The organism is Corynebacterium dentalis (genome assembly GCF_900232865.1).
Classification (GTDB): domain Bacteria; phylum Actinomycetota; class Actinomycetes; order Mycobacteriales; family Mycobacteriaceae; genus Corynebacterium; species Corynebacterium dentalis.
The window spans coordinates 209,005-227,391 of sequence record NZ_OCTS01000001.1; the positions used below are offsets into that span (position 1 = coordinate 209,005).

The window sequence follows — 18,387 nt, forward strand, 5'->3', positions numbered from 1 at the left end:
CACTCACCCAGGTTTTAGTCTTCTGATTCGTCCTCGAAGTAGTCATCGTCATCGAGATCTTCCTCGTCGAGGTCCTCGTCAAAATAGACGATGCCACGCGCGCCGTCGTCCAACGGAACCAGCATCTCCTCCCACTCGTAGGCCTGCTGAGAAGCCACGGCAAGGGCGTCAAACATCAATTCGAAATCGTCGAAAGTGCCCAGTTCCAAGACCTCACGGGTCTGCTCCCCCACGTCTGCGACTGCTGAGCGGAAAATCTCCTGCTTTTCACTCTCAGTGACTTCATCATCGGCCTCGATCAGCTCTTCAGTGGCCTGTTCCAGCAGCTCGTCGAAATCATCGCCATAGGTCACGAAGCTGACGTTGCCAGTGGGAGCGATTCCCTCGGGATCCAATTCCACCGTCAGAACGGAGCCTTCTCCCACCGAGGCGTAGACCACGAAAGGTTCAGACGGATCCTGCTCAAATTCAAGCTCTTCGAGCCGCTCGTCCTCGCCCTCCAGCAACTCGTTGAGCACACTGATCACATGGTCAGTGGCCATGTAACTGGCCACTTCTTGCATGGCAGATTCCACGGAAAAGACCACGCCCACCAGCGCGGCATCGAACTGTTCATCCTCATCGGAGACATCAGCCATGGCCACAAAAACATTGGCAGCCTGAATGGACTGGGCGGCCCCCACGCCGTGAATCTGAACAAACTGGATTTCCAACTCCGGAGCGATCGGGACGAACAGCGTGTCCTCCGCGATCCTGGACTCGATGCCCTCTAGATCTAGCGCATCAGCAATGTCTTCATAGAAACCCACAACAGGTCCCTTCCTACGGGTCAATTCCGTGTGTTGTGACAGTCACCCCGGCAAGCACCGACGCTACGACCTCATCGTAACCGCGCTAGCCCGCCGCTGCTAGTGCCCCTGAGTATGACTACCGGCCAGGACGAGGCAGCGGGATCCCCTCCGGCGTGCCCATCCAACCCTGCATGCGAAAACTCTCCCACGCCAAGCGATGTTCCCGGCGCGGATCGTTCTCCGTGTGAGAACTGCGTTCGATGATGCGCGTGGCCCGGGTATCTTCGGTGTACTTCTCCCAACCTGGAGAGTCGCCCCAGATGAAGCCTGCCCATGCTTCCTGCATTTCCTCAGTGACTTGCTCCATCTCCGCGCCCAACAGCACCCGGGCCTTGGAGGCATGCGCATCGCCGAATACCGCGGATAGCTCCATGGAATGCATCGCGCCCACACCCAGCCTGCGTAGCAACGCGGGGGCGTAATCGAAGCGATACATCCACACGTCCAGGCCCGCTCGAGCGTGCAAGTCTGCTAGCCGCACCGACTGCGCCCAAAAGACTGCATCCGCCATCAGCTGGGCAAATGCCTGTCTGGATCCCACATCGCCGTATGCCGCTTCCACCTTCTCGGCCAGCTCTGGATCGTGCGCACTCAGCATCTTTCGCACCGCTTTGGCACGCTTGCCCTTGGAGAAGAACAACACTTGGGCAGCGCTGAGCTCGTCGTCGTTAGTACCAATGAGCATGGGAACGCGATGTTGATGCACGTTTTCAAACGCGGTCAAAGGATGTTCCGGAAGCAAATCCCCGTCCACCGCGTTGCTGAAACAAGAGTTGAGCTCCCACAGCCCTCTGCCTCGCCACAGCATCTGCTGCCCGGCGCGCACCAAGTCTCCTGCCGCCATGCTCTCTAGGTCCCGAACCTTCACCGTGCGGGGAGTAAGTCCTGCGTACTGCACCAGCTTCTTAGACCAAATGCGAGATTGTTCTCTGCCGTGAACCGTCAGCACGGGGGCAGATTGCAGGATCGCTCGATGAAACAGGCCATTCGCGGAAGGAGTTGCCATCAGCGCCGCAATGGCCGAGCCCCCAGCGGACTCTCCCATTAGCGTGACTCTATCCGGATCCCCACCGAACGCGGCAATGTTCTTCTTCACCCAGCGCAGCGCCAACATTTGGTCGCGCAACGCGGGATTTGGCTCATAGTCCTCTGCGCCCTCCACTCCCAGTGAAGACATGTCCAGGTACCCAAACACACCCAGGCGAAAGTTCACCGCCACATAAACAGCATTGACTCGCTTGGCAAAAGAAAAGCCCCGCAGCACGGCTGTGTGGCTGGCACCAGCGAAGAACCCACCGCCATGCAGGTAGACCACCACGGGCAAGGTTTCCTCGGTGTCCGGACGCACCACATCCAGGTTCAGGCAGTCTTCGTCCCCCACCACATCATCTTTCAGGGTGTAAGTGGTTTGCGGTGCCACGTTGCCGTACTCGTCTGCCTGCCACACCCCCTCCCACTCCACGGGGCGCGGTGCTTTCCACCTGTCTGCCACTCCATAGGGCACGCCCCGCCAGGTACGCACGCCCTCGGTAACCAGACCGCGGAGGGCTCCTCCGTCCACGGTGGCGTCGATAAAATCCCCCTCTGCGCGCCCGTCGACTGTGTTCATGAGAGTCGATAGTAAGTCCACCGCGCCTCCAACGCAGCTATCTTCAGCCTTTTCACACGCATTCGATTGTTGCATTAGTGTTGCAATGCATAGACCAGCACCATTCGGTGGTCAGCTCACTGGCAATAAGACAAGGAATATAGGACTCATGGGGATCTTTTCCAAGAAGGACAAAAAGCAGGAATCGACGAACCTGGCGGATCGCTCGGATTACCCTAGCGGCCCCATCGCCGGTCGCTTCTTTTCGGCCGTTGATAGCGCGGCGTCCGTCCAGGGTCCTGCCGTGCGCTCGTATGTCAAGAAGCTGGAATCCAAGCACTCTGCAAAGTCGCTAGAGGAAAAGCAGCAGATCCTGGATAAGCACTTCCGCACCCTGGCCACCGGTTCTGGCCTGGGCACGGGTGGTCTTGCGGCGATGCCGGGAATCGGCACGCTGCTTTCTCTGGGAAGTATCGCTGGCGAGTCCGTGGTTCTTTTGGAGGCCTGTGGCCTCTACGCTCTGGCTTCCGCACAGCTGCACGGAATCAACATCGATGACGAACAGCGCCGACGCACCATCATCCTCACCGCAGTATCCGGCGCCTCGGGCAACGAGCTGGTCCAGGCGCTCACGGAGGACGGTGCCCTTACTTCTATCAAGTCGCTGCGCGGACTGAAGAACGCCTCGGGCAAGGATCTCCTTGCGGTGAACTCCATGCTCGGTCGCATCGCGTTCAAGCAGATGCGCAAGCGCTTCGGCGGTGCCTTGGTGCGCAAGATTCTGCCATTCGGTGTGGGTGCTGTGCTGGGTGCACGCGCTAATCGTAAGATCGCCGACGGCATGATTTCCCAGGTCCGTCGCTTGATGAGCGAGCTGGACTCCTCTGCTGCCTAGAGCTGCATGTAACGTCTTTCCATTGTGACCCGCACCCTTCTGGACTACCTCAAGCAGCATCCGTGGCTGTTCGCGTGCGTTACCATATTCAGCGCACTGGTTCCCATTGCTGCGGTGGCCTCGCCACTGTTTGCGGGTGCGGCGATCGATGGGAAGCAGGGTGCCATCGGTGGGCTGTTAATCGCAGCTACCGTCCGCTTCGCCGTTCACGGTTCGAGGCGTTTCCTCGCCGGCACGCTCTCAGTGCGTGTGCAGCACACGCTGCGCATGTCCGTGATGCGTCGGCTTCTACACATCGATGCCATCCAGGCAACGTCTCTGCGCACGGGTCATGTGGTGTCGCGGACGATCTCTGACCTCAATCAGGTCCAGTCGATGCTTGCCACTCTGCCCATCATCGCCTCGGGGCTCTTCGAGGTGGTCTTGATCATCGGCATCGTATTGTGGATGTCCGTCCCTGTGGGGCTTCTGGTGCTGGCCCACGTGCCGCTCATGTTTGTGGTTGCCGCGCGTTCCCGCCGCAGGCTGTATCCCGCCACGTGGCGCGCTCAGCAACAGACAGCGGACATCGCCGCCCACATCGAGCAGTCCGTGGCGGGCGTCCGCGTGGTGAAGAACTTTGGCCAGCAGCAGCGCTTGTATGAGCGCTTTGCGGTGCTCGCGCGGGAGTTGTTTGGCTTGCGCATGGTGGTCAGCCGTATCACTGCTACGTTCCAACCGCTGCTGAATACGCTGCCCAACGTGATGCTGGTGGGAATTATCGTGGTAGGTGGTTGGATGGCCATGCGCGGGCATTTGTCGGTGGGCGAGTTCCTTGCCACCGCGACGTTTGTCACGATGCTCGCACGGTTGACTCGCATGACTGCGGCGATGCTGGTGGAAGTCTTTGTGGCTCGCGCCTCGATGCGACGGATCGAGGATCTGTTGGCCATGGACGCTCGTCCCACTCCGTCCGGCACGTCACACCGCGTGGTGGCTATCGAGGGCTGCCTTGACGGGCTTGATAGCAGCCTCCTTCAGGTTTCCGTTCCCGCAGGCCAGACCACGGTCATTAACGGTGATCCGGCAACGGGAAAGACGTATCTCGCGCAAGCGCTAGCGGGCTTGAATTCGCAGGCCGCACGGGACTTCACGGCAGTCTTGTCCGACGGCACCCGCACCCCACTATTGGACGTCCCCGAGTCCGCTCGCCCGGTACTGGTGGTGGACGAGCCCTTCCTGTTTTCCAGCAGCATCCGAGACAACGTCGCGCTTGGCTTCGCCGCCTCCGACGAGCAGATTTGGGATGCTCTCGCCGTGGCGTGTGCGTTGGATTTCGTCGCCGAGCTCGGCGGACTGGACACGGTGGTTGGCGAGCGCGGGCTCACCTTGTCCGGCGGTCAGCGCCAGCGCATCGCTCTAGCGCGTGCGGTGTTGCGCCGGCCGTCGTTCCTCATTCTCGACGACGCCACCTCCGCCATCGACACTGTCACCGAACGCCGCATCATGGCTGCCGTGGCGGAGTCTGGCCCGATGACTCTGGTGGTGATCACCCATCGTCAGGAAACTCTGGCCTCCCCCAGCTCTACTCCCGCGCACACTGTCCAGCTTTCCCCGGCAGCCGAGCACGAGCTCTGGCCCGCAGACCCTCCTGCTCCCCTCGAACCCGCCCAAGACATTCCGCCCGGCGCCACGGAGATCGATCCCCACGGCTCAGAACCCGCGGTAGCTGACTACACCGCGGCCTTCAGTCTGCGCTCGTTGATCGCGCTGATCCGCGTTCCGCTGATCGCGGTGGTGGCAACATTGCTGGTCACCGTCCTGGCAGACATCACCCTGCCCAGCTTCATTCGCTACGCACTCGATGCGGGTATCGCTCAGGGCAACGAATCCGTGGTCTATTCCACGGCCGCGGTCGCCCTACTGGTGGTGTTGCTCTGTTGGGCTGCCCTGGCCGCCAACACCGTGCTAACGATGCGCGCGGGCGAAAGCCTGCTGTATGCCCTGCGTTTGCGCTGCTACCGGCACCTCAATCGCATGGACATCAGTTGGTTCGAGAACAACTCTTCCGGCCACATAATGACACGCCTGACCACGGACATCGATTCGCTGTCCCGATTCCTCTACAACGGCCTATCCCAGACCATCGTCAGCCTCACCGTGTTGCTCGGCGTGCTGGGCATGTTGCTGTACACGGATATCACGCTCACGCTGATCACCGCCGCGTTTCTTCCCGTCATCGCGGTGGCTTCGTGGGTATTCAAGCGCACGGCTGCACGCTTGTACACGTTGTCCCGCACTCAGGTCAGCCAAGTCAACGCCACCTTCCAGGAATCTATTTACGGCCTGGTGACCAGCCAGGGCTACGGCTATGGATCCACGCTACAATCGCGTTTGGATGCCGAATCCGCTGGCTACCGTCGCCTACGCACACAGGCCCAAGCCGCGGTGAGCGTATTTTTCCCCGGCATCAACTGGCTCACAGAACTTGCTCAGGCCAGCATCTTGGCGGCGGGCACGTCACTGATCGCCGAGGGCCGCACCACCGAGGGTGCGGTGGTGGCTTTCAGCCTTTACTTGTCGATCTTCTTCGGCCCGGTTCAGCAGCTGTCACAGATCTTCGACAGCTTCCAGCAGGCCTCCGTGGGCCTGTCTCGCATTGGTGATTTCCTCCGCACCGAGCCCCGCGTGGTCAATTCTTCCTCGCCGCGGTCCGTTCCTGCCGGCAGTGCTCCACGTCTTTGTTTCGACGCCACGCGCTTCTGGTATTCCTCTACTTCCCCAAATATGCGTCCTGAGTTGGATATCGACACGACTTTCACGGGTACCACGGCGGTGGTCGGAGCCTCGGGCGCGGGAAAGTCCACGCTGGGCAAGCTGGTGTCCCGCTGGTACGACCCACAACAAGGTGCTGTGGTGGCGGAGTTCCGTGACACGGGGCAGTCGCATGTCTTGCCGGTGAAAGAGGCGGATATTCGGCAGTGGCGTCGAGAAATAGGAACGGTGCCGCAGGAACCCTACTTCTTCCCCACCACGGTGGCGCACAACATCGCCTTTGGGCGACCGGATGCCACCCGCGAGGAGATTGAACAAGCGGTCAAGGACATTGGTGGCCAAGAAATCCTCGCCAGCATCCCCGGGGGCTTCCTGGCGCCGCTGAACGAACGAGCGCACAACCTTTCGGCCGGACAGCGACAGATCGTGGCGTTGGCTCGCGCCCAACTGCTGGGGCCATCGATCATGGTGCTCGACGAAGCCACCTCGACCCTGCCTTCGGAGGTGGAGCGAGCGGTGGTCTCCGCGATTTCCAAGGCAGTGGCAGGACGAACGGCCATCATCATTGCCCACCGACTCTCCACGGCGGTGCACGCGGACCGCGTGGTGGTGATGGACGGCGGAAAAATCGTGGAATCCGGCACCCACGGCGAATTGCTGCGGCATAAAGGTGTCTATGCCGACCTTTGGGCTAGCCATATGGGACTCATCACCTAAGTCTTAACGCAGGTGACTTGTTCTGAGAGCAAAAGTCGCCATTCATCTGCACATATATACATAAATTCCTCGCCCCCTGCCCCGCGGCGGAGTCTCTGATTTGTAGTAGGGTGGGGCGACGAGACTGAAGTCATTAAGAAAAGAGGCGAGGACCTGCCGTGAGCAGCGCGAATTTTGGTCAGAATGCATGGCTGGTGGATCAGATGTACCAGCAGTACAGCAAAGACCCACAATCAGTGGATCCAGAATGGCGCGACTTCTTCAAGAAGAATCCTCAGGGGAACGCAGAGGTCAGTTCTGCCGAAACCCCCAAGGAATCTGCCGGAAGCCGGGTGTCCTCTGAGGATGCAGTACAGCAACAAACAGTTGCCCAGGCTGCCTCTGAGGTCATTCCAGATTCAAAGAAGCAGCAACCCGAGCACACCAAGCGCTCGGTCATTCCAGAACGCAAGGCACCACCTGCACCTAAGGACGTGGTGGATGCTCCGGAGGCTGGTAAGTCTGTCATCCGTGGTGCTGCCAAGGCCGTGGTGAAGAATATGGATCTGTCTTTGGAGATCCCTACCGCGACCTCCGTGCGTGACATGCCAGCCAAGCTGATGTTCGAAAACCGCACGATGATCAACAACACCCTGCGTGCACGCGGCGGCGGAAAGATCAGCTTCACGCACATCATCGGCTACGCGCTCATCCGTGCGGTCATGGCTCACCCGGACATGAACAACTCCTACGAAGTCGTGGATGGCAAGCCCACCCTCGTGACCCCGGAGCACATTAACCTGGGACTTGCCATCGACATGGTGGGCAAGAACGGCACCCGCTCCCTCGTGGTGGCAGCCATCAAGGAATCCGAGACCCTGAGCTTCTCCCAATTCGTGGAGAAGTACGAGGACATCGTGGACCGTGCTCGCCACGGCAAGCTGACGATGGACGACTTCTCCGGAGTCACCATCTCGCTGACGAACCCAGGTGGCATCGGTACCCGTCACTCCGTACCTCGCCTAACCAAGGGCCAGGGCGCTATCATCGGCGTGGGCTCCATGGATTACCCAGCCGAATTCGCCGGTGCATCCGAGGATCGCCTCGGCGAAATGGGTGTAGGCAAGCTGGTGACCATCACCTCTACCTACGATCACCGCATCATTCAGGGTGCTGAATCCGGCGAATTCCTGCGTACCATGAGCCGCCTGCTCATCAACGATGAGTTCTGGGATGACATCTTCAAGTCCATGAAGGTGCCTTACGCTCCTGTGCGCTGGAGCCAGGACCTGCCAAACGCCGGCGTGGACAAGTCCACCCGCGTGATGGAGCTGATCGAGTCTTACCGCTCCCGTGGTCACCTGATTGCAGATATCGATCCCCTGCACTGGACCCAGCCGGGTCTGCCTGTGCCGGATCACTCAGACCTGTTCATCGAGAACCACGGTCTGACTCTGTGGGATTACGACCGCACGTTCAACGTGGGCGGATTCCTTGGTCGCGAGACCATGACCTTGCGCGAGGTGCTCGCAGCACTGCGCAAGGCTTACACCCTCAAAGTCGGCTACGAGTACACGCACATCCTGGATGCCGAGGAGCGCTCTTGGTTGCGCGAGCGCATCGAGGCTGGTCAGCCTCGCTACTCCCAGGCCGAGCAGAAGTACATCCTGCAGAAGCTCAACTCTGCCGAGGCGTTTGAGAACTTCCTGCAGACCAAGTACGTGGGCCAGAAGCGCTTCTCCCTCGAGGGCGCTGAAACCCTGATCCCGATGATGGATGCCGCCATCGACCGCGCCGCTGGTGCGGACTTGGATGAAGTTGTGATCGGCATGCCACACCGTGGCCGCCTCAACGTCCTGGCCAACATCGTCGGCAAGCCATACTCCAAGATCTTCACCGAGTTCGAGGGCAACATCGACCCAGCGTCGGCTGGCGGTTCCGGCGACGTGAAGTACCACTTGGGCTCCCGTGGCCACTACCACCAGATGTTCGGCGAGGGAGACATCGAGGTCTACCTGGCAGCCAACCCATCCCACCTCGAGGCTGTCGACCCAGTCATGGAGGGCATCGCCCGCGCCCGTCAAGATCAAATTGATCGAGACGACGAGCGCACCGTGCTGCCTATCATGCTGCACGGCGATGCCTCCTTCACTGGCTTGGGCATCGTGCAGGAAACCCTGAACCTGGCCAAGCTGGACGCTTACGAAGTGGGCGGCACCGTGCACATCGTGGTGAACAACCAGATCGGCTTCACCACCACCCCAGATGCTGGCCGCTCCACCCACTACGCCACCGACCTGGCCAAGGGCTTTGATTCCCCTGTCTTCCACGTCAACGGCGACGATGCCGAAGCCGTAGTCTGGGTTGCTCAGCTGGCTGTGGACTATCGCAACCGCTACGGCAAAGATGTGTTCATCGACCTTGTGGCCTACCGTCGTCGCGGCCACAACGAGGCCGACGACCCATCGATGACCCAGCCGCTGATGTACAAGATCATCTCCGAACTGCCGACCTCCCGCGCGCAGTACACGGAAACCCTCATCGGTCGCGGCGATCTGTCCGAAGAAGATGCCGAGCGCGTCCAGCGAGACTTCCACGAGCAGCTGGAGACAGTGTTCAACGACGTTCGCCAGGCGGAAAAGGGTGCAAAGCCCAAGGAACAAACCGGCATCACCGGCTCGCAGGAACTCCCGCACGGCTTGGACACGTCCATCTCCAAGGACCTGATCGCCGAGATCGGTGACAAGTTCTACAACACGCCTGATTACCTCAAGATCCACCCTCGCGTGGCTCCGGTAATTAAGAAGCGTAAGGAGATGTCCGAAAAGGGCAATATCGACTGGGCTTTCGGCGAACTCATCGCCTTTGGTTCGCTCGTAGAGCGTGGCAGGTTGGTCCGCCTGATCGGTGAGGATACGCTGCGCGGAACCTTCACCCAGCGCCACGCCGTGCTGTTCGACCACGAAGATCTGGATAGCTACAACCCACTGCAGACCCTGGCCGAAGAGGCCGGCAACGGCGGATCCTTCCGGGCCTACAACTCCGCACTCAGCGAGTTCGCTGCCGTGGGATTCGAATACGGCTACACCGTGGGTAACCCGGATGCCGTGGTGGCATGGGAAGCTCAGTTCGGCGACTTCATCAACGGTGCCCAGACCATCGTCGATGAGTACATCTCCTCCGGCGAGGCCAAGTGGGGACAGAAGTCCTCCCTGATCCTGCTGCTACCACACGGTTACGAGGGACAGGGACCAGACCACTCCTCTGCTCGCATCGAGCGCTTCCTGCAGATGTCCGCCGAGGGTTCGTGGACGGTGGCTCAGCCCACCACCCCCGCGAACTACTTCCACCTGTTGCGCCGTCACGCGCTGGGTGGCCTGAAGCGCCCACTTATCGTCTTCACCCCGAAGTCCATGCTGCGCAACAAAGCCGCGGTGTCTTCCATCGAGGACTTCACCGAGGTCAAGAAGTTCCAGTCGGTGATCGATGATCCAAACCAGAACGGCGTCAATAAGGACATCAAGACCGTCCTAATGTGCTCCGGCAAGGTCTACTACGACCTCGAGAAGAAGCGCGAGGCCGATGGCCGCGACGATGTCGCCATCGTCCGCGTGGAGATGCTGCACCCTGTTCCTTACAACCGGATCCGCGACGCGCTGGGCAACTACCCGAACGCCACGGAAATCCGCTGGGTACAGGATGAGCCAGCAAACCAGGGCGCATGGCCATTCCTGGCTCTGCAGTTGCCTGAGTACCTGCCTGGCATTCAGCTCAAGCGCGTATCCCGTCGCGCTCAGTCTTCCACTGCAACTGGTGTGGCCAAGGTCCACCAGATGGAGCAGAAGGCGCTGATGGAAGAGGCCTTCGAGGACTAATACCCCGCCCCCTCACCCGCTTGCTGGTTCTCCAGCAAGCGGGTTTTTCCTTTGCCTTTAGGAAGCTAGCCCTTGTCCGCAAACGCTTCCTCAGATGTGCCGCCCGCCACGTTGTTCAGGGCTTGAGTGTCCTCGCGATCAATATCCACCGCGCGATACACCGCAACGATATTCTGCGGCAGAGTCTCGTCTTCACACACTTCGGCGATACCTGGATTGGACAGCGTCACACCGCCTGGCATCGTGCCCAACAGCGTGGAATGGACGGCGTCGCGCCAGGTCACTGGATCCGGATCCTCCTCGGCGGCGTACTCGGAGCGGAGACGATCGGCCGCATTGGCGTCGGCAAGATCTAACAACTCACCCACACACCCGAAGGTCACATCCACCTGCCCGTTACGGACGTCCTCGATGCGCTTGGCATCAGTGACCGCCATGGAACGAACCGGATGGTCTGTGCCTTCCAACTTCTCCACGTAGGTGGCGCGGATGCCCGGCAACAGTGACGGCTCGATGGTGTCCGAATCAGGCACTCCGAGGATTAGACCGGCTTTGGGATCAGGCGCGGTGTCGTCGGCCATCTGCATGCCACACCCCGCGAGTCCAAGAACGCTGACCGCAACGACGGCGCTGCACACGTAAAGCCTAGAACCACGCATAGAAATACACCGCAATTAGAGCGATCACCGGCACCACCAACCACACGCGAGAACTACGGCCCTGCCGCTCCCCCACAGCGGCAATCATCACGGCAACAAAGGACACGGCCGCAGACACCGCATGAGCGATCCACATGGAATGGCCAAGCACTGCCAGCACGCACGCAAAACCGACTAATCCACCGGTGATTAATCTACTGAGAATCCTCATCGCGCACCGACCTCCATGCGTAACAACCTCCATCAAACCTAAGACACAACAACATTACCCGCGTGCAGTAGTCTCGAGCGTTATGACTGGTATGCGTGTGTTTGCCGGCCGGCTTGCCGGCATGGTGGTGTTAGGACCCGATGGCGATTCCGTCGGACGCGTGCGTGACGTGGTCGTTTCCATCTACGAAGACAAGGCCACTGCCTTGGGGGTTGTCGTAGAGCTGGCCACGAAGAGGAAGATTTTCCTTCCCATGCTGCGCATCGCGGCCATCACGGAAAACGAGCTGACCACAGTCAGCAGTACGGTCAATCTCCGCCCTTTCAAACCCCGTTCCGGCGAAGTCTCCCTCATGGATGACCTCATTGGCGCCAAGGTGCACACTGACGATCCAGAGCACCCTGAGCTGCACGGCAAGGCCGTGGAAATCGTGGACGTCGAGATGGAGCGCAACCGCACCAGAGATTGGCGTATTCGCCGCGTTGCGGTGGCGCAGCGTTCCCGTTTGGGTCGACGCACACGCGTGACCATTATTCCTTTGGATCGTATCCAGGGTCTGCACGCCTCGGGTACAGGCACGGTCAACCCGGATGCGGAGCTGATCGCCTCGTTCAACGAGATGCGCAACGCAGACGTGGCGAGCACTCTGCACGACCTCCCCGAAGATCGCCGCGTGAAGATCGCCCAAGAGCTCGACGATGAGCGCCTGGCGGACGTGCTGGCCGAGATGCCAGACGATTACCAGGCGGACATCCTCAGCCAGCTGAATATCGAGCGCGCCGCCGACGTGCTGGAAGAAATGGATCCGGATGACGCGGCAGACGTCCTGGCCGAGCTGGGTGAGGATAAGTCGGACGTGCTGCTGGAGCTGATGAATCCCGAGGATTCCGAACCGGTGCGCCGTCTGATGACGTTCTCGCCGGACACGGTAGGTGCTTTGATGACCCCGGAGCCCATCATCTTGATGCCGCAAGCCACTGTGGCAGAGGCGCTGGCGCACGCTCGCAACCCTGAGCTACCTACTTCTCTGTCCTCGATGATTTTCGTCGCGCGTCCTCCGCAGGCCACGCCCACCGGCAAATACCTCGGCTGTGTCCACCTGCAGAAGCTGCTGCGCGAACCCCCATCTACGCAGATCGGCGGCATCCTGGACCTCGAGCTTCCCGCCCTCTACGCCGAGGACAACCAGGAGACAGCGGCCCGTTACTTCGCCACGTACAACCTGGTGTGCGGCCCCGTGCTGGATCAGGACAACCACCTACTGGGTGCCGTGGCCGTGGACGACCTGCTGGATCACTTGCTGCCTGAGGACTGGCGCCAGCAAGATTGGCGCGTGGACACCACCGACCAGATGCGAAAGGAGGCCTAGTCCCCTATGGCCAACAACTACAAGAAGGCCGATCTGGACACACCGGTTCAGTCTGTACGGCGCAAGAAGTTCAGCCTCAATGGCGACAGCGTGGGACGTTCTGCGGAAAAAGTAGCCCGCTTCCTCGGCACCGGCCAGTATCTGGCGTGGCAGTCCATCTTCGTGATCGTGTGGGTGCTACTCAACGCAGGAATGTTCGCGTTTGCTTGGGATCCGTACCCGTTCATCCTGTTGAACTTGGCATTTTCCACCCAGGCTGCTTACGCCGCACCGCTGATCCTGCTAGCCCAGAACCGCCAGGATGACCGCGACCGCGTCTCCCTGGACGAGGACCGCCGACGCGCCGCAGAGACAAAGGCCGATACAGAATTCCTCGCCCGCGAGCTCGCCGGCGTGCGCATCTCCGTGGGTGAGACAGTGACCCGCGACTACCTTCGTCGAGAATTGGAAGAACTCACGGTCCTGATGCACCGTATCGAGGACAAGCTCGAGGACACGCGCCACGATGAAACCTCGCTGCAGGATCCACCGCAGGCCGACGACCGGCAACGATAAGGAGTGCCACGGGGGTTTAAGCACTCTCTGGGGGCTGCGTTAGGATGGTTTCATCATGTCTGTTGTCACTGAATCCGCTGTCCGCAGCGCGCTGTCCCGCGTAGAGGATCCCGAGCTCAACCGCTCCATCACCGATCTGGGAATGGTCAAATCCATTGACATCGACGGCTCGTCGGTCGCCGTAGAGATCTACCTGACCATCGCTGGTTGCCCGATGAAAACGCACCTCACGGAATCCACGCGCGAGGCAGCCCTCGGCGTGGAAGGCGTGGAGGACGTCACTGTCTCCACGGATGTCATGAGCGACGAGCAGCGCCGCGAAATCCGCATCAAGGTGCGTGGCGAATCCGCCGAGCCAGTGATCCCTTTCGCACAGCCGGACTCCACCACGCGCGTCTACGCCGTGGCCTCCGGCAAGGGTGGCGTGGGCAAGTCGAGCGTCACCGTGAACCTGGCCGTTGCGCTGGCGCAGCGGGGGTTGAATGTGGGAATTGTCGACGCAGACATCTACGGACATTCCGTTCCCCACCTCATGGGTTCTACGGACAAGCCTCATCAGGTGGACGAGATGATCATGCCGCTGCAGGCGCACGGCGTGAAGCTGATTTCCATCGGCCACTTTGTGGACGATAACTCCCCGGTGGTGTGGCGCGGTCCGATGCTGCACCGCGCGATTCAGCAGTTCTTGGGCGATGTGTTCTGGGGCGATCTAGACATCCTGCTGCTGGATCTTCCACCGGGAACCGGCGATGTTGCCATCTCCGTGGCTCAGCTGGTTCCGAACGCGGAGCTGCTGATTGTGACGACCCCGCAGGTGGCCGCGGCTGAGGTGGCGGAGCGCGCTGGTTCAATTTCTCAGCAGACTCGCCAGCGCATCGGTGGCGTGATTGAAAACATGAGCTGGATGGATCTGCCGGACGGCTCCCGCATGGAGCCTTTTGGCTCTGGTGGTGGACAGTTCGTGGCGGATCGCTTGAGCCAGCTGACTGGCTCGGAGATTCCCCTGCTGGGACAGATTCCGCTGGATCCTAATCTGCGCGTCGGCGGAGATGTGGGTAACCCCATCGTCAAGGCTGAACCGCAGGCGGAGGTCACTAGTGCCTTCGGAAAGATCGCGGATCAGCTGGCCAAGCGCCGGGATTCTTTGGCAGGTAAGTCGCTGAACTTGGGCGTGACAAACAACTAGAAGATTGCTGGCCTAGGTGACATCGTCCCAGTTGCCGGCGATTCTTCCTTGGCCTTCGGCGGACGAGAGATCCTGTGTCATATCCTGCGCTGCGGACTGAATGGGACGGTCCGCTGCTTGAGATTCGCCCGCGGCGGCTTGCTGCTGGACGGGCACTGCGCCATCGGAGCTGCTATTTTGTGGGCTGCGCAGAGCGTCCCGCAGGTTCGTCTTGCGTACGCCATCGACGGTGCTCTTCACGTCATTCTTCGTGGAATCGAAGCTGGTCAGGAAGGAATCATCTCCGTCTAGCAACGTCTTGGTGATGAATCCACGCGCACCCATTTGGCGCACGCTGTTGAGCTCTGAGATGGGCTTGGAAAATTGCTTGAGTTCATCACCAAATTCGCCGTCCAGCTGCTCTTTGGCTTCGCCTACCGCGTTGCGGATTGCGAGCAACACCGCGCGCGCTTCGTTGATGAGACCGGGCAGCCGCTCTGGTCCAATGACCAGCAAGCCCACCACTAGGAGAACAAGAACTTCTCCCCATCCGACACTTGAAAACACCCGTTTACCTTATCGCACTTAGGCCCCATCGGGGCGGTCAGATTACTTCGAACGTCGTGGCAAGCGTTGCAGCTTGCGCACCCAAAGATCCACGCTGTCCACAAACGTTTCCGGGTGACGGCACCCGTCTACACCGAAGTCTCGTGAGCGAGGCGATTCCCCGGCCGCTTCTGGAATTCGGGACAGTCTTTCGATCAGGCTCCCAGAGGCCTTGACTTCGCAGTTATCGCGCAACCTTTCGGAGGCCTCTCGCTGCCTGGTCACTTCTTCTCGGCAAGTCACGCAGTGCACGAGGTGCACCTTGGCTCGATGCTCAGCGCGGCGGGACAGCTCACCATCGGCCAGTGCGGCGATCGCCTCGCATGACAGGTGCTCCACGGATAACTGAGTATCTGGATTTTCTACATGAGATGTCATGGTTTCCGATGCTCTCCTTCCGTTCAGCTTCCGATGTAGCTCAGGTGTCCAAGCTCAACGTCCCGCTCCAGCATGTCGCGCAGTTGTGCTCGTGCTCGGTGGATTCGGGAACGCACAGTTCCCATTTTTACACCGAGTGTCTGGGCGATTTCATCGTAAGTCATGCCGAGCACGTCACAGAGCACCACGGCGACGCGGAAATCGGGCGCGAGTTGGTCCAGCGCCTTCTCTAGCGCCGGGTCCAGGTGGCTCATCGCGAAGTGCTGTTCGGGATCGGCCAGGTTGCCTTCGATCCGGTCGTAATCCTCGGGCAGCGCTTCCATCCGAATGGAGGAGCGGTGGCGCACCATGTCCAAAAAGAGGTTTGTGGTAATGCGGTGCAGCCATCCCTCGAACGTTCCGGGGCGGTAGTTCTTGAGGCTGCGGAACACGCGCATGAATGTGTCTTGAGTGAGGTCTTCGGCATCGTGCTGATTTCCGGACAGCCGGTAGGCCAAGCGGTACACGCTATCTGCGTGCTGCTCCACCAGCTCGCTCCATGAAGGCATCGCGCCGTTTCCGGCGTCGAATTCAGCGGTGGAGGCAGGTTCGTGTGAGGACATACTCATCATATTGAACCACACATGTGCGGTTGTTCTCTCTTTCCGCTGTACGTTTGCTGTGAATGATTTTGCCACGTGAACCGTCGTGTTTTTAATCACTGCTTTCACACGCGTTTACTCTCGTTTCTTTTTTTCGACGCCACCCCTGACACTCCGGCTCACCACCCCCACATGCAGCAGGTATTCCCCTATGGTTGCCGTTGTGAATGCTGCTCAGAACTCTCCCCTCGATGCGATCCGCTCTTTCGTCGACCGCACTGCGCCCAACGATGAGAACATCGATGCTGCTAACGAAGCCGCTGCGGAATTCGGACTGTCCACCCCGGACACGATGACCACCGAATTTCTCACCTTCTTGGCAGCGCGCGCTGCGGGAACGAGTACGCAGACGGGGCACACCCCTACCGCAATCGTGATGTCTCCAGCGTGCGGAGTGATCGGACTACATTTGTTCCGCGGTCTCGGCGCTGGCCACGTAACGTGCATTGAGCCGGAGGTGCAGCACCAGCAGCTGGCGCGCAATGCTTTCCAGTCCGCCGGTGTGCGCGCGAACATGTTCCGCTTCCTGCCCAGCGCTCCCCTGGATGTCGTTGGGCGCCTAGCGCAGGATAGCTACGACATCGCCATCGCCGACGCCGCGGAAGAAAATCTCCTGCGCACCGTAGAATCCACCCTCCCCGCACTGCGCCCCGGTGGCATTTTGGTGCTGCTGGACTCTCTCTTGGATGGCCTGATCGCGGATGAATCGCGCACTGATCGGCAGACCACCGCTGCCCGCGAGGCCGATGCTGCACTGCAGGAGATGGATGGCATCAGCGTCAGCCGCCTGCCACTTGGCGCAGGCCTGACGCTGATCACCAAGTCAGCTTAAGTCGGGCTAGACCACTTCGTTCTTGCCCACGCACACCACCCCGCCTTGGGAGACGGTGAAGCGCTGCTCGTCGAGTTGACGATCCACGCCCACGATCTGCCCGTCGGTGATCTGCACGTTCTTGTCGATGATGGCGTGGCGAACCACCGCGCCCTTACCCACGCGTACGCCCGGCATGAGTACGCAGCCTTCGACGGTCGCACTGTCCTCCACGATCACGTTCTCTGAGATCACGCTGTTGCGCACGGTACCTGCAGAAATGATCGATCCTGCAGCCACCATGGAGGACTGGGCGATACCACCCTTGACGAACTTGGCGGGAGGCAAATTACCCGTCTCTGCGGTGTGAATCGGCCACTTCAGGTTGTAGAGGTTAAACACTGGGTGCACGGAGATCAGGTCCATATGCGCCTCGTAGAAGGCATCCACGGTTCCCACATCGCGCCAATAGCCCTTATCGCGTTCCGTCTCGCCCGGCACGTAGTTGTCTGAGAAATCGTAAACGTAAGCCTCTCCGCGGTCCACGAGCATCGGAATGATGTCTCCACCCATATCGTGGTTGGAGCTTTCATTTTCCGAGTCCTCCTTGAGCGCGTCAATCAGCGTCTGCGCGGTGAACACGTAGTTGCCCATGGAAGCAAAGGCCACGTTCTCATCATCCGGAACGCTCGGAGGGTCGGCAGGTTTTTCCAGGAATTGCTCGATGCGGTTGTCCTCACCTGCTTGGATCACTCCAAACGCCGTGGCTTCCTCGCGAGGAACGCGCAGGCCCGCGACGGTGACTCCGGCGCCCGAGGCGATGTGTGCCTCGACCATCTGCTCTGGATCCATGCGGTAGACGTGATCCGCACCAAAGACGATGATGTATTCCGGCTGTTCGTCGTATACCAAGTTCAAGGACTGCAGGATGGCATCTGCGGAACCGGTGAACCAGCGGCGTCCCAACCGTTGCTGTGCTGGAACTGGGGTGATGTACTGCCCGGTCAAGCCAGACAACTGCCAGGACTGGGATATGTGGCGGTCCAGCGAGTGACTCTTGTACTGGGTGAGCACGCAAATCTTGTGGTAGCCCGCGTTGACCAGGTTGGACAAGACAAAGTCAATGAGGCGGTAGTTGCCGCCGAAAGGCACGGCTGGCTTGGCGCGGTCTGCGGTGAAGGGATACAGACGCTTTCCCTCGCCGCCCGCAAGGACAATGGACAGAACGTTCGGAGTAGTCTTCACACCTCCTACGGTAGTGAGAATCAGTGACGTTCGCCGGACAACTTTTCGGGCTGCTCTCCCCGATCTACCCCGGCACTGATTGCACGGA

15 protein-coding genes are annotated in these 18,387 nt (G+C 60.2%); 7 read left to right on the forward strand and 8 right to left on the reverse strand.

What is annotated here, in order from left to right:
* Positions 1-14: 14 nt before the first annotated feature.
* Both CS919_RS00915 and CS919_RS00920 read right to left on the reverse strand, forming a co-directional pair.
* Positions 15-809, reverse strand: a complete 795-nt coding sequence (locus tag CS919_RS00915) for a hypothetical protein (protein WP_099297336.1) — start codon at positions 807-809, stop codon at positions 15-17.
* Positions 810-927: 118 nt separating this feature from the next.
* Positions 928-2,460, reverse strand: coding sequence for a carboxylesterase/lipase family protein (locus tag CS919_RS00920; RefSeq protein WP_099297338.1), 1,533 nt, complete (start codon positions 2,458-2,460; stop codon positions 928-930).
* Between the two features lie 148 nt (positions 2,461-2,608).
* Here CS919_RS00920 and CS919_RS00925 point away from each other — a divergent pair, with 148 nt between their 5' ends.
* The 3 genes from CS919_RS00925 (at position 2,609) to CS919_RS00935 (ending at position 10,659) form a co-directional block, all read left to right on the forward strand.
* On the forward strand, positions 2,609-3,334 hold the full coding sequence (locus CS919_RS00925; RefSeq protein ID WP_099297340.1) for a hypothetical protein: 726 nt from the start codon (positions 2,609-2,611) through the stop codon (positions 3,332-3,334).
* A gap of 24 nt (positions 3,335-3,358) precedes the next feature.
* Complete coding sequence (locus CS919_RS00930) at positions 3,359-6,805, forward strand: ABC transporter ATP-binding protein (RefSeq protein WP_234990692.1); 3,447 nt, start codon at positions 3,359-3,361, stop codon at positions 6,803-6,805.
* A gap of 158 nt (positions 6,806-6,963) precedes the next feature.
* Positions 6,964-10,659 (forward strand): multifunctional oxoglutarate decarboxylase/oxoglutarate dehydrogenase thiamine pyrophosphate-binding subunit/dihydrolipoyllysine-residue succinyltransferase subunit, encoded by a 3,696-nt coding sequence (locus CS919_RS00935; protein ID WP_099297344.1) that lies wholly within the window; start codon positions 6,964-6,966, stop codon positions 10,657-10,659.
* A gap of 65 nt (positions 10,660-10,724) precedes the next feature.
* Here CS919_RS00935 and CS919_RS00940 read toward each other — a convergent pair whose 3' ends face one another.
* Together CS919_RS00940 and CS919_RS00945 are read right to left on the reverse strand one after the other, a co-directional pair.
* Entirely contained in the window at positions 10,725-11,240 is a 516-nt protein-coding gene (locus CS919_RS00940) for a hypothetical protein (RefSeq protein ID WP_143341733.1), read from the reverse strand.
* Positions 11,241-11,304: 64 nt separating this feature from the next.
* On the reverse strand, positions 11,305-11,529 hold the full coding sequence (locus CS919_RS00945) for a hypothetical protein (protein ID WP_099297348.1): 225 nt from the start codon (positions 11,527-11,529) through the stop codon (positions 11,305-11,307).
* An 82-nt stretch (positions 11,530-11,611) separates the two neighbouring features.
* Here CS919_RS00945 and CS919_RS00950 point away from each other — a divergent pair, with 82 nt between their 5' ends.
* Genes CS919_RS00950 through CS919_RS00960 form a run of 3 tightly spaced genes read left to right on the forward strand, consistent with a single transcriptional unit; the run spans position 11,612 to position 14,639 of the window.
* On the forward strand, positions 11,612-12,898 hold the full coding sequence (locus tag CS919_RS00950) for a magnesium transporter MgtE N-terminal domain-containing protein (RefSeq protein ID WP_099297350.1): 1,287 nt from the start codon (positions 11,612-11,614) through the stop codon (positions 12,896-12,898).
* Between the two features lie 6 nt (positions 12,899-12,904).
* Complete coding sequence (locus CS919_RS00955; RefSeq protein WP_099297352.1) at positions 12,905-13,453, forward strand: DUF1003 domain-containing protein; 549 nt, start codon at positions 12,905-12,907, stop codon at positions 13,451-13,453.
* Between the two features lie 55 nt (positions 13,454-13,508).
* On the forward strand, positions 13,509-14,639 hold the full coding sequence (locus tag CS919_RS00960; protein ID WP_099297354.1) for an Mrp/NBP35 family ATP-binding protein: 1,131 nt from the start codon (positions 13,509-13,511) through the stop codon (positions 14,637-14,639).
* Between the two features lie 12 nt (positions 14,640-14,651).
* Here CS919_RS00960 and CS919_RS00965 read toward each other — a convergent pair whose 3' ends face one another.
* Genes CS919_RS00965 through sigE form a run of 3 tightly spaced genes read right to left on the reverse strand, consistent with a single transcriptional unit; the run spans position 14,652 to position 16,225 of the window.
* Positions 14,652-15,185 carry a twin-arginine translocase TatA/TatE family subunit gene (locus tag CS919_RS00965; RefSeq protein WP_099297356.1) on the reverse strand — a complete coding sequence of 178 codons (534 nt, stop codon included), beginning with the start codon at positions 15,183-15,185 and terminating at the stop codon, positions 14,652-14,654.
* Positions 15,186-15,227: 42 nt separating this feature from the next.
* Positions 15,228-15,602: an anti-sigma factor gene (locus CS919_RS00970; RefSeq protein WP_099297358.1), complete on the reverse strand. Its 375-nt coding sequence runs from the start codon at positions 15,600-15,602 to the stop codon at positions 15,228-15,230.
* 23 nt (positions 15,603-15,625) lie between these two features.
* On the reverse strand, positions 15,626-16,225 hold the full coding sequence (gene sigE, locus CS919_RS00975; RefSeq protein WP_268803734.1) for an RNA polymerase sigma factor SigE: 600 nt from the start codon (positions 16,223-16,225) through the stop codon (positions 15,626-15,628).
* Between the two features lie 169 nt (positions 16,226-16,394).
* Between sigE and CS919_RS00980 the strand changes: the two genes are divergently transcribed.
* Positions 16,395-17,075, forward strand: a complete 681-nt coding sequence (locus tag CS919_RS00980; RefSeq protein ID WP_200818313.1) for an O-methyltransferase — start codon at positions 16,395-16,397, stop codon at positions 17,073-17,075.
* Positions 17,076-17,081: 6 nt separating this feature from the next.
* Here CS919_RS00980 and glgC read toward each other — a convergent pair whose 3' ends face one another.
* The gene (glgC, locus tag CS919_RS00985) at positions 17,082-18,299 is read right to left on the reverse strand and encodes a glucose-1-phosphate adenylyltransferase (protein ID WP_099297362.1); all 1,218 of its coding nucleotides are present in this window, start codon (positions 18,297-18,299) and stop codon (positions 17,082-17,084) included.
* Positions 18,300-18,387: the final 88 nt, after the last annotated feature.

Excerpts from the sequence above, each read along its gene's own strand:
- CS919_RS00920 (WP_099297338.1), bottom strand. The coding sequence starts at position 2,460 with ATGAACACAGTCGACGGGCGCGCAGAGGGGGATTTTATCGACGCCACC.
- CS919_RS00955 (WP_099297352.1), top strand. The coding sequence starts at position 12,905 with ATGGCCAACAACTACAAGAAGGCCGATCTGGACACACCGGTTCAGTCT.
- CS919_RS00945 (WP_099297348.1), bottom strand. The coding sequence starts at position 11,529 with ATGAGGATTCTCAGTAGATTAATCACCGGTGGATTAGTCGGTTTTGCG.
- CS919_RS00980 (WP_200818313.1), top strand. The coding sequence starts at position 16,395 with ATGGTTGCCGTTGTGAATGCTGCTCAGAACTCTCCCCTCGATGCGATC.
- CS919_RS00950 (WP_099297350.1), top strand. The coding sequence starts at position 11,612 with ATGACTGGTATGCGTGTGTTTGCCGGCCGGCTTGCCGGCATGGTGGTG.
- CS919_RS00940 (WP_143341733.1), bottom strand. The coding sequence starts at position 11,240 with ATGGCCGACGACACCGCGCCTGATCCCAAAGCCGGTCTAATCCTCGGA.
- CS919_RS00970 (WP_099297358.1), bottom strand. The coding sequence starts at position 15,602 with ATGACATCTCATGTAGAAAATCCAGATACTCAGTTATCCGTGGAGCAC.
- CS919_RS00960 (WP_099297354.1), top strand. The coding sequence starts at position 13,509 with ATGTCTGTTGTCACTGAATCCGCTGTCCGCAGCGCGCTGTCCCGCGTA.
- CS919_RS00925 (WP_099297340.1), top strand. The coding sequence starts at position 2,609 with ATGGGGATCTTTTCCAAGAAGGACAAAAAGCAGGAATCGACGAACCTG.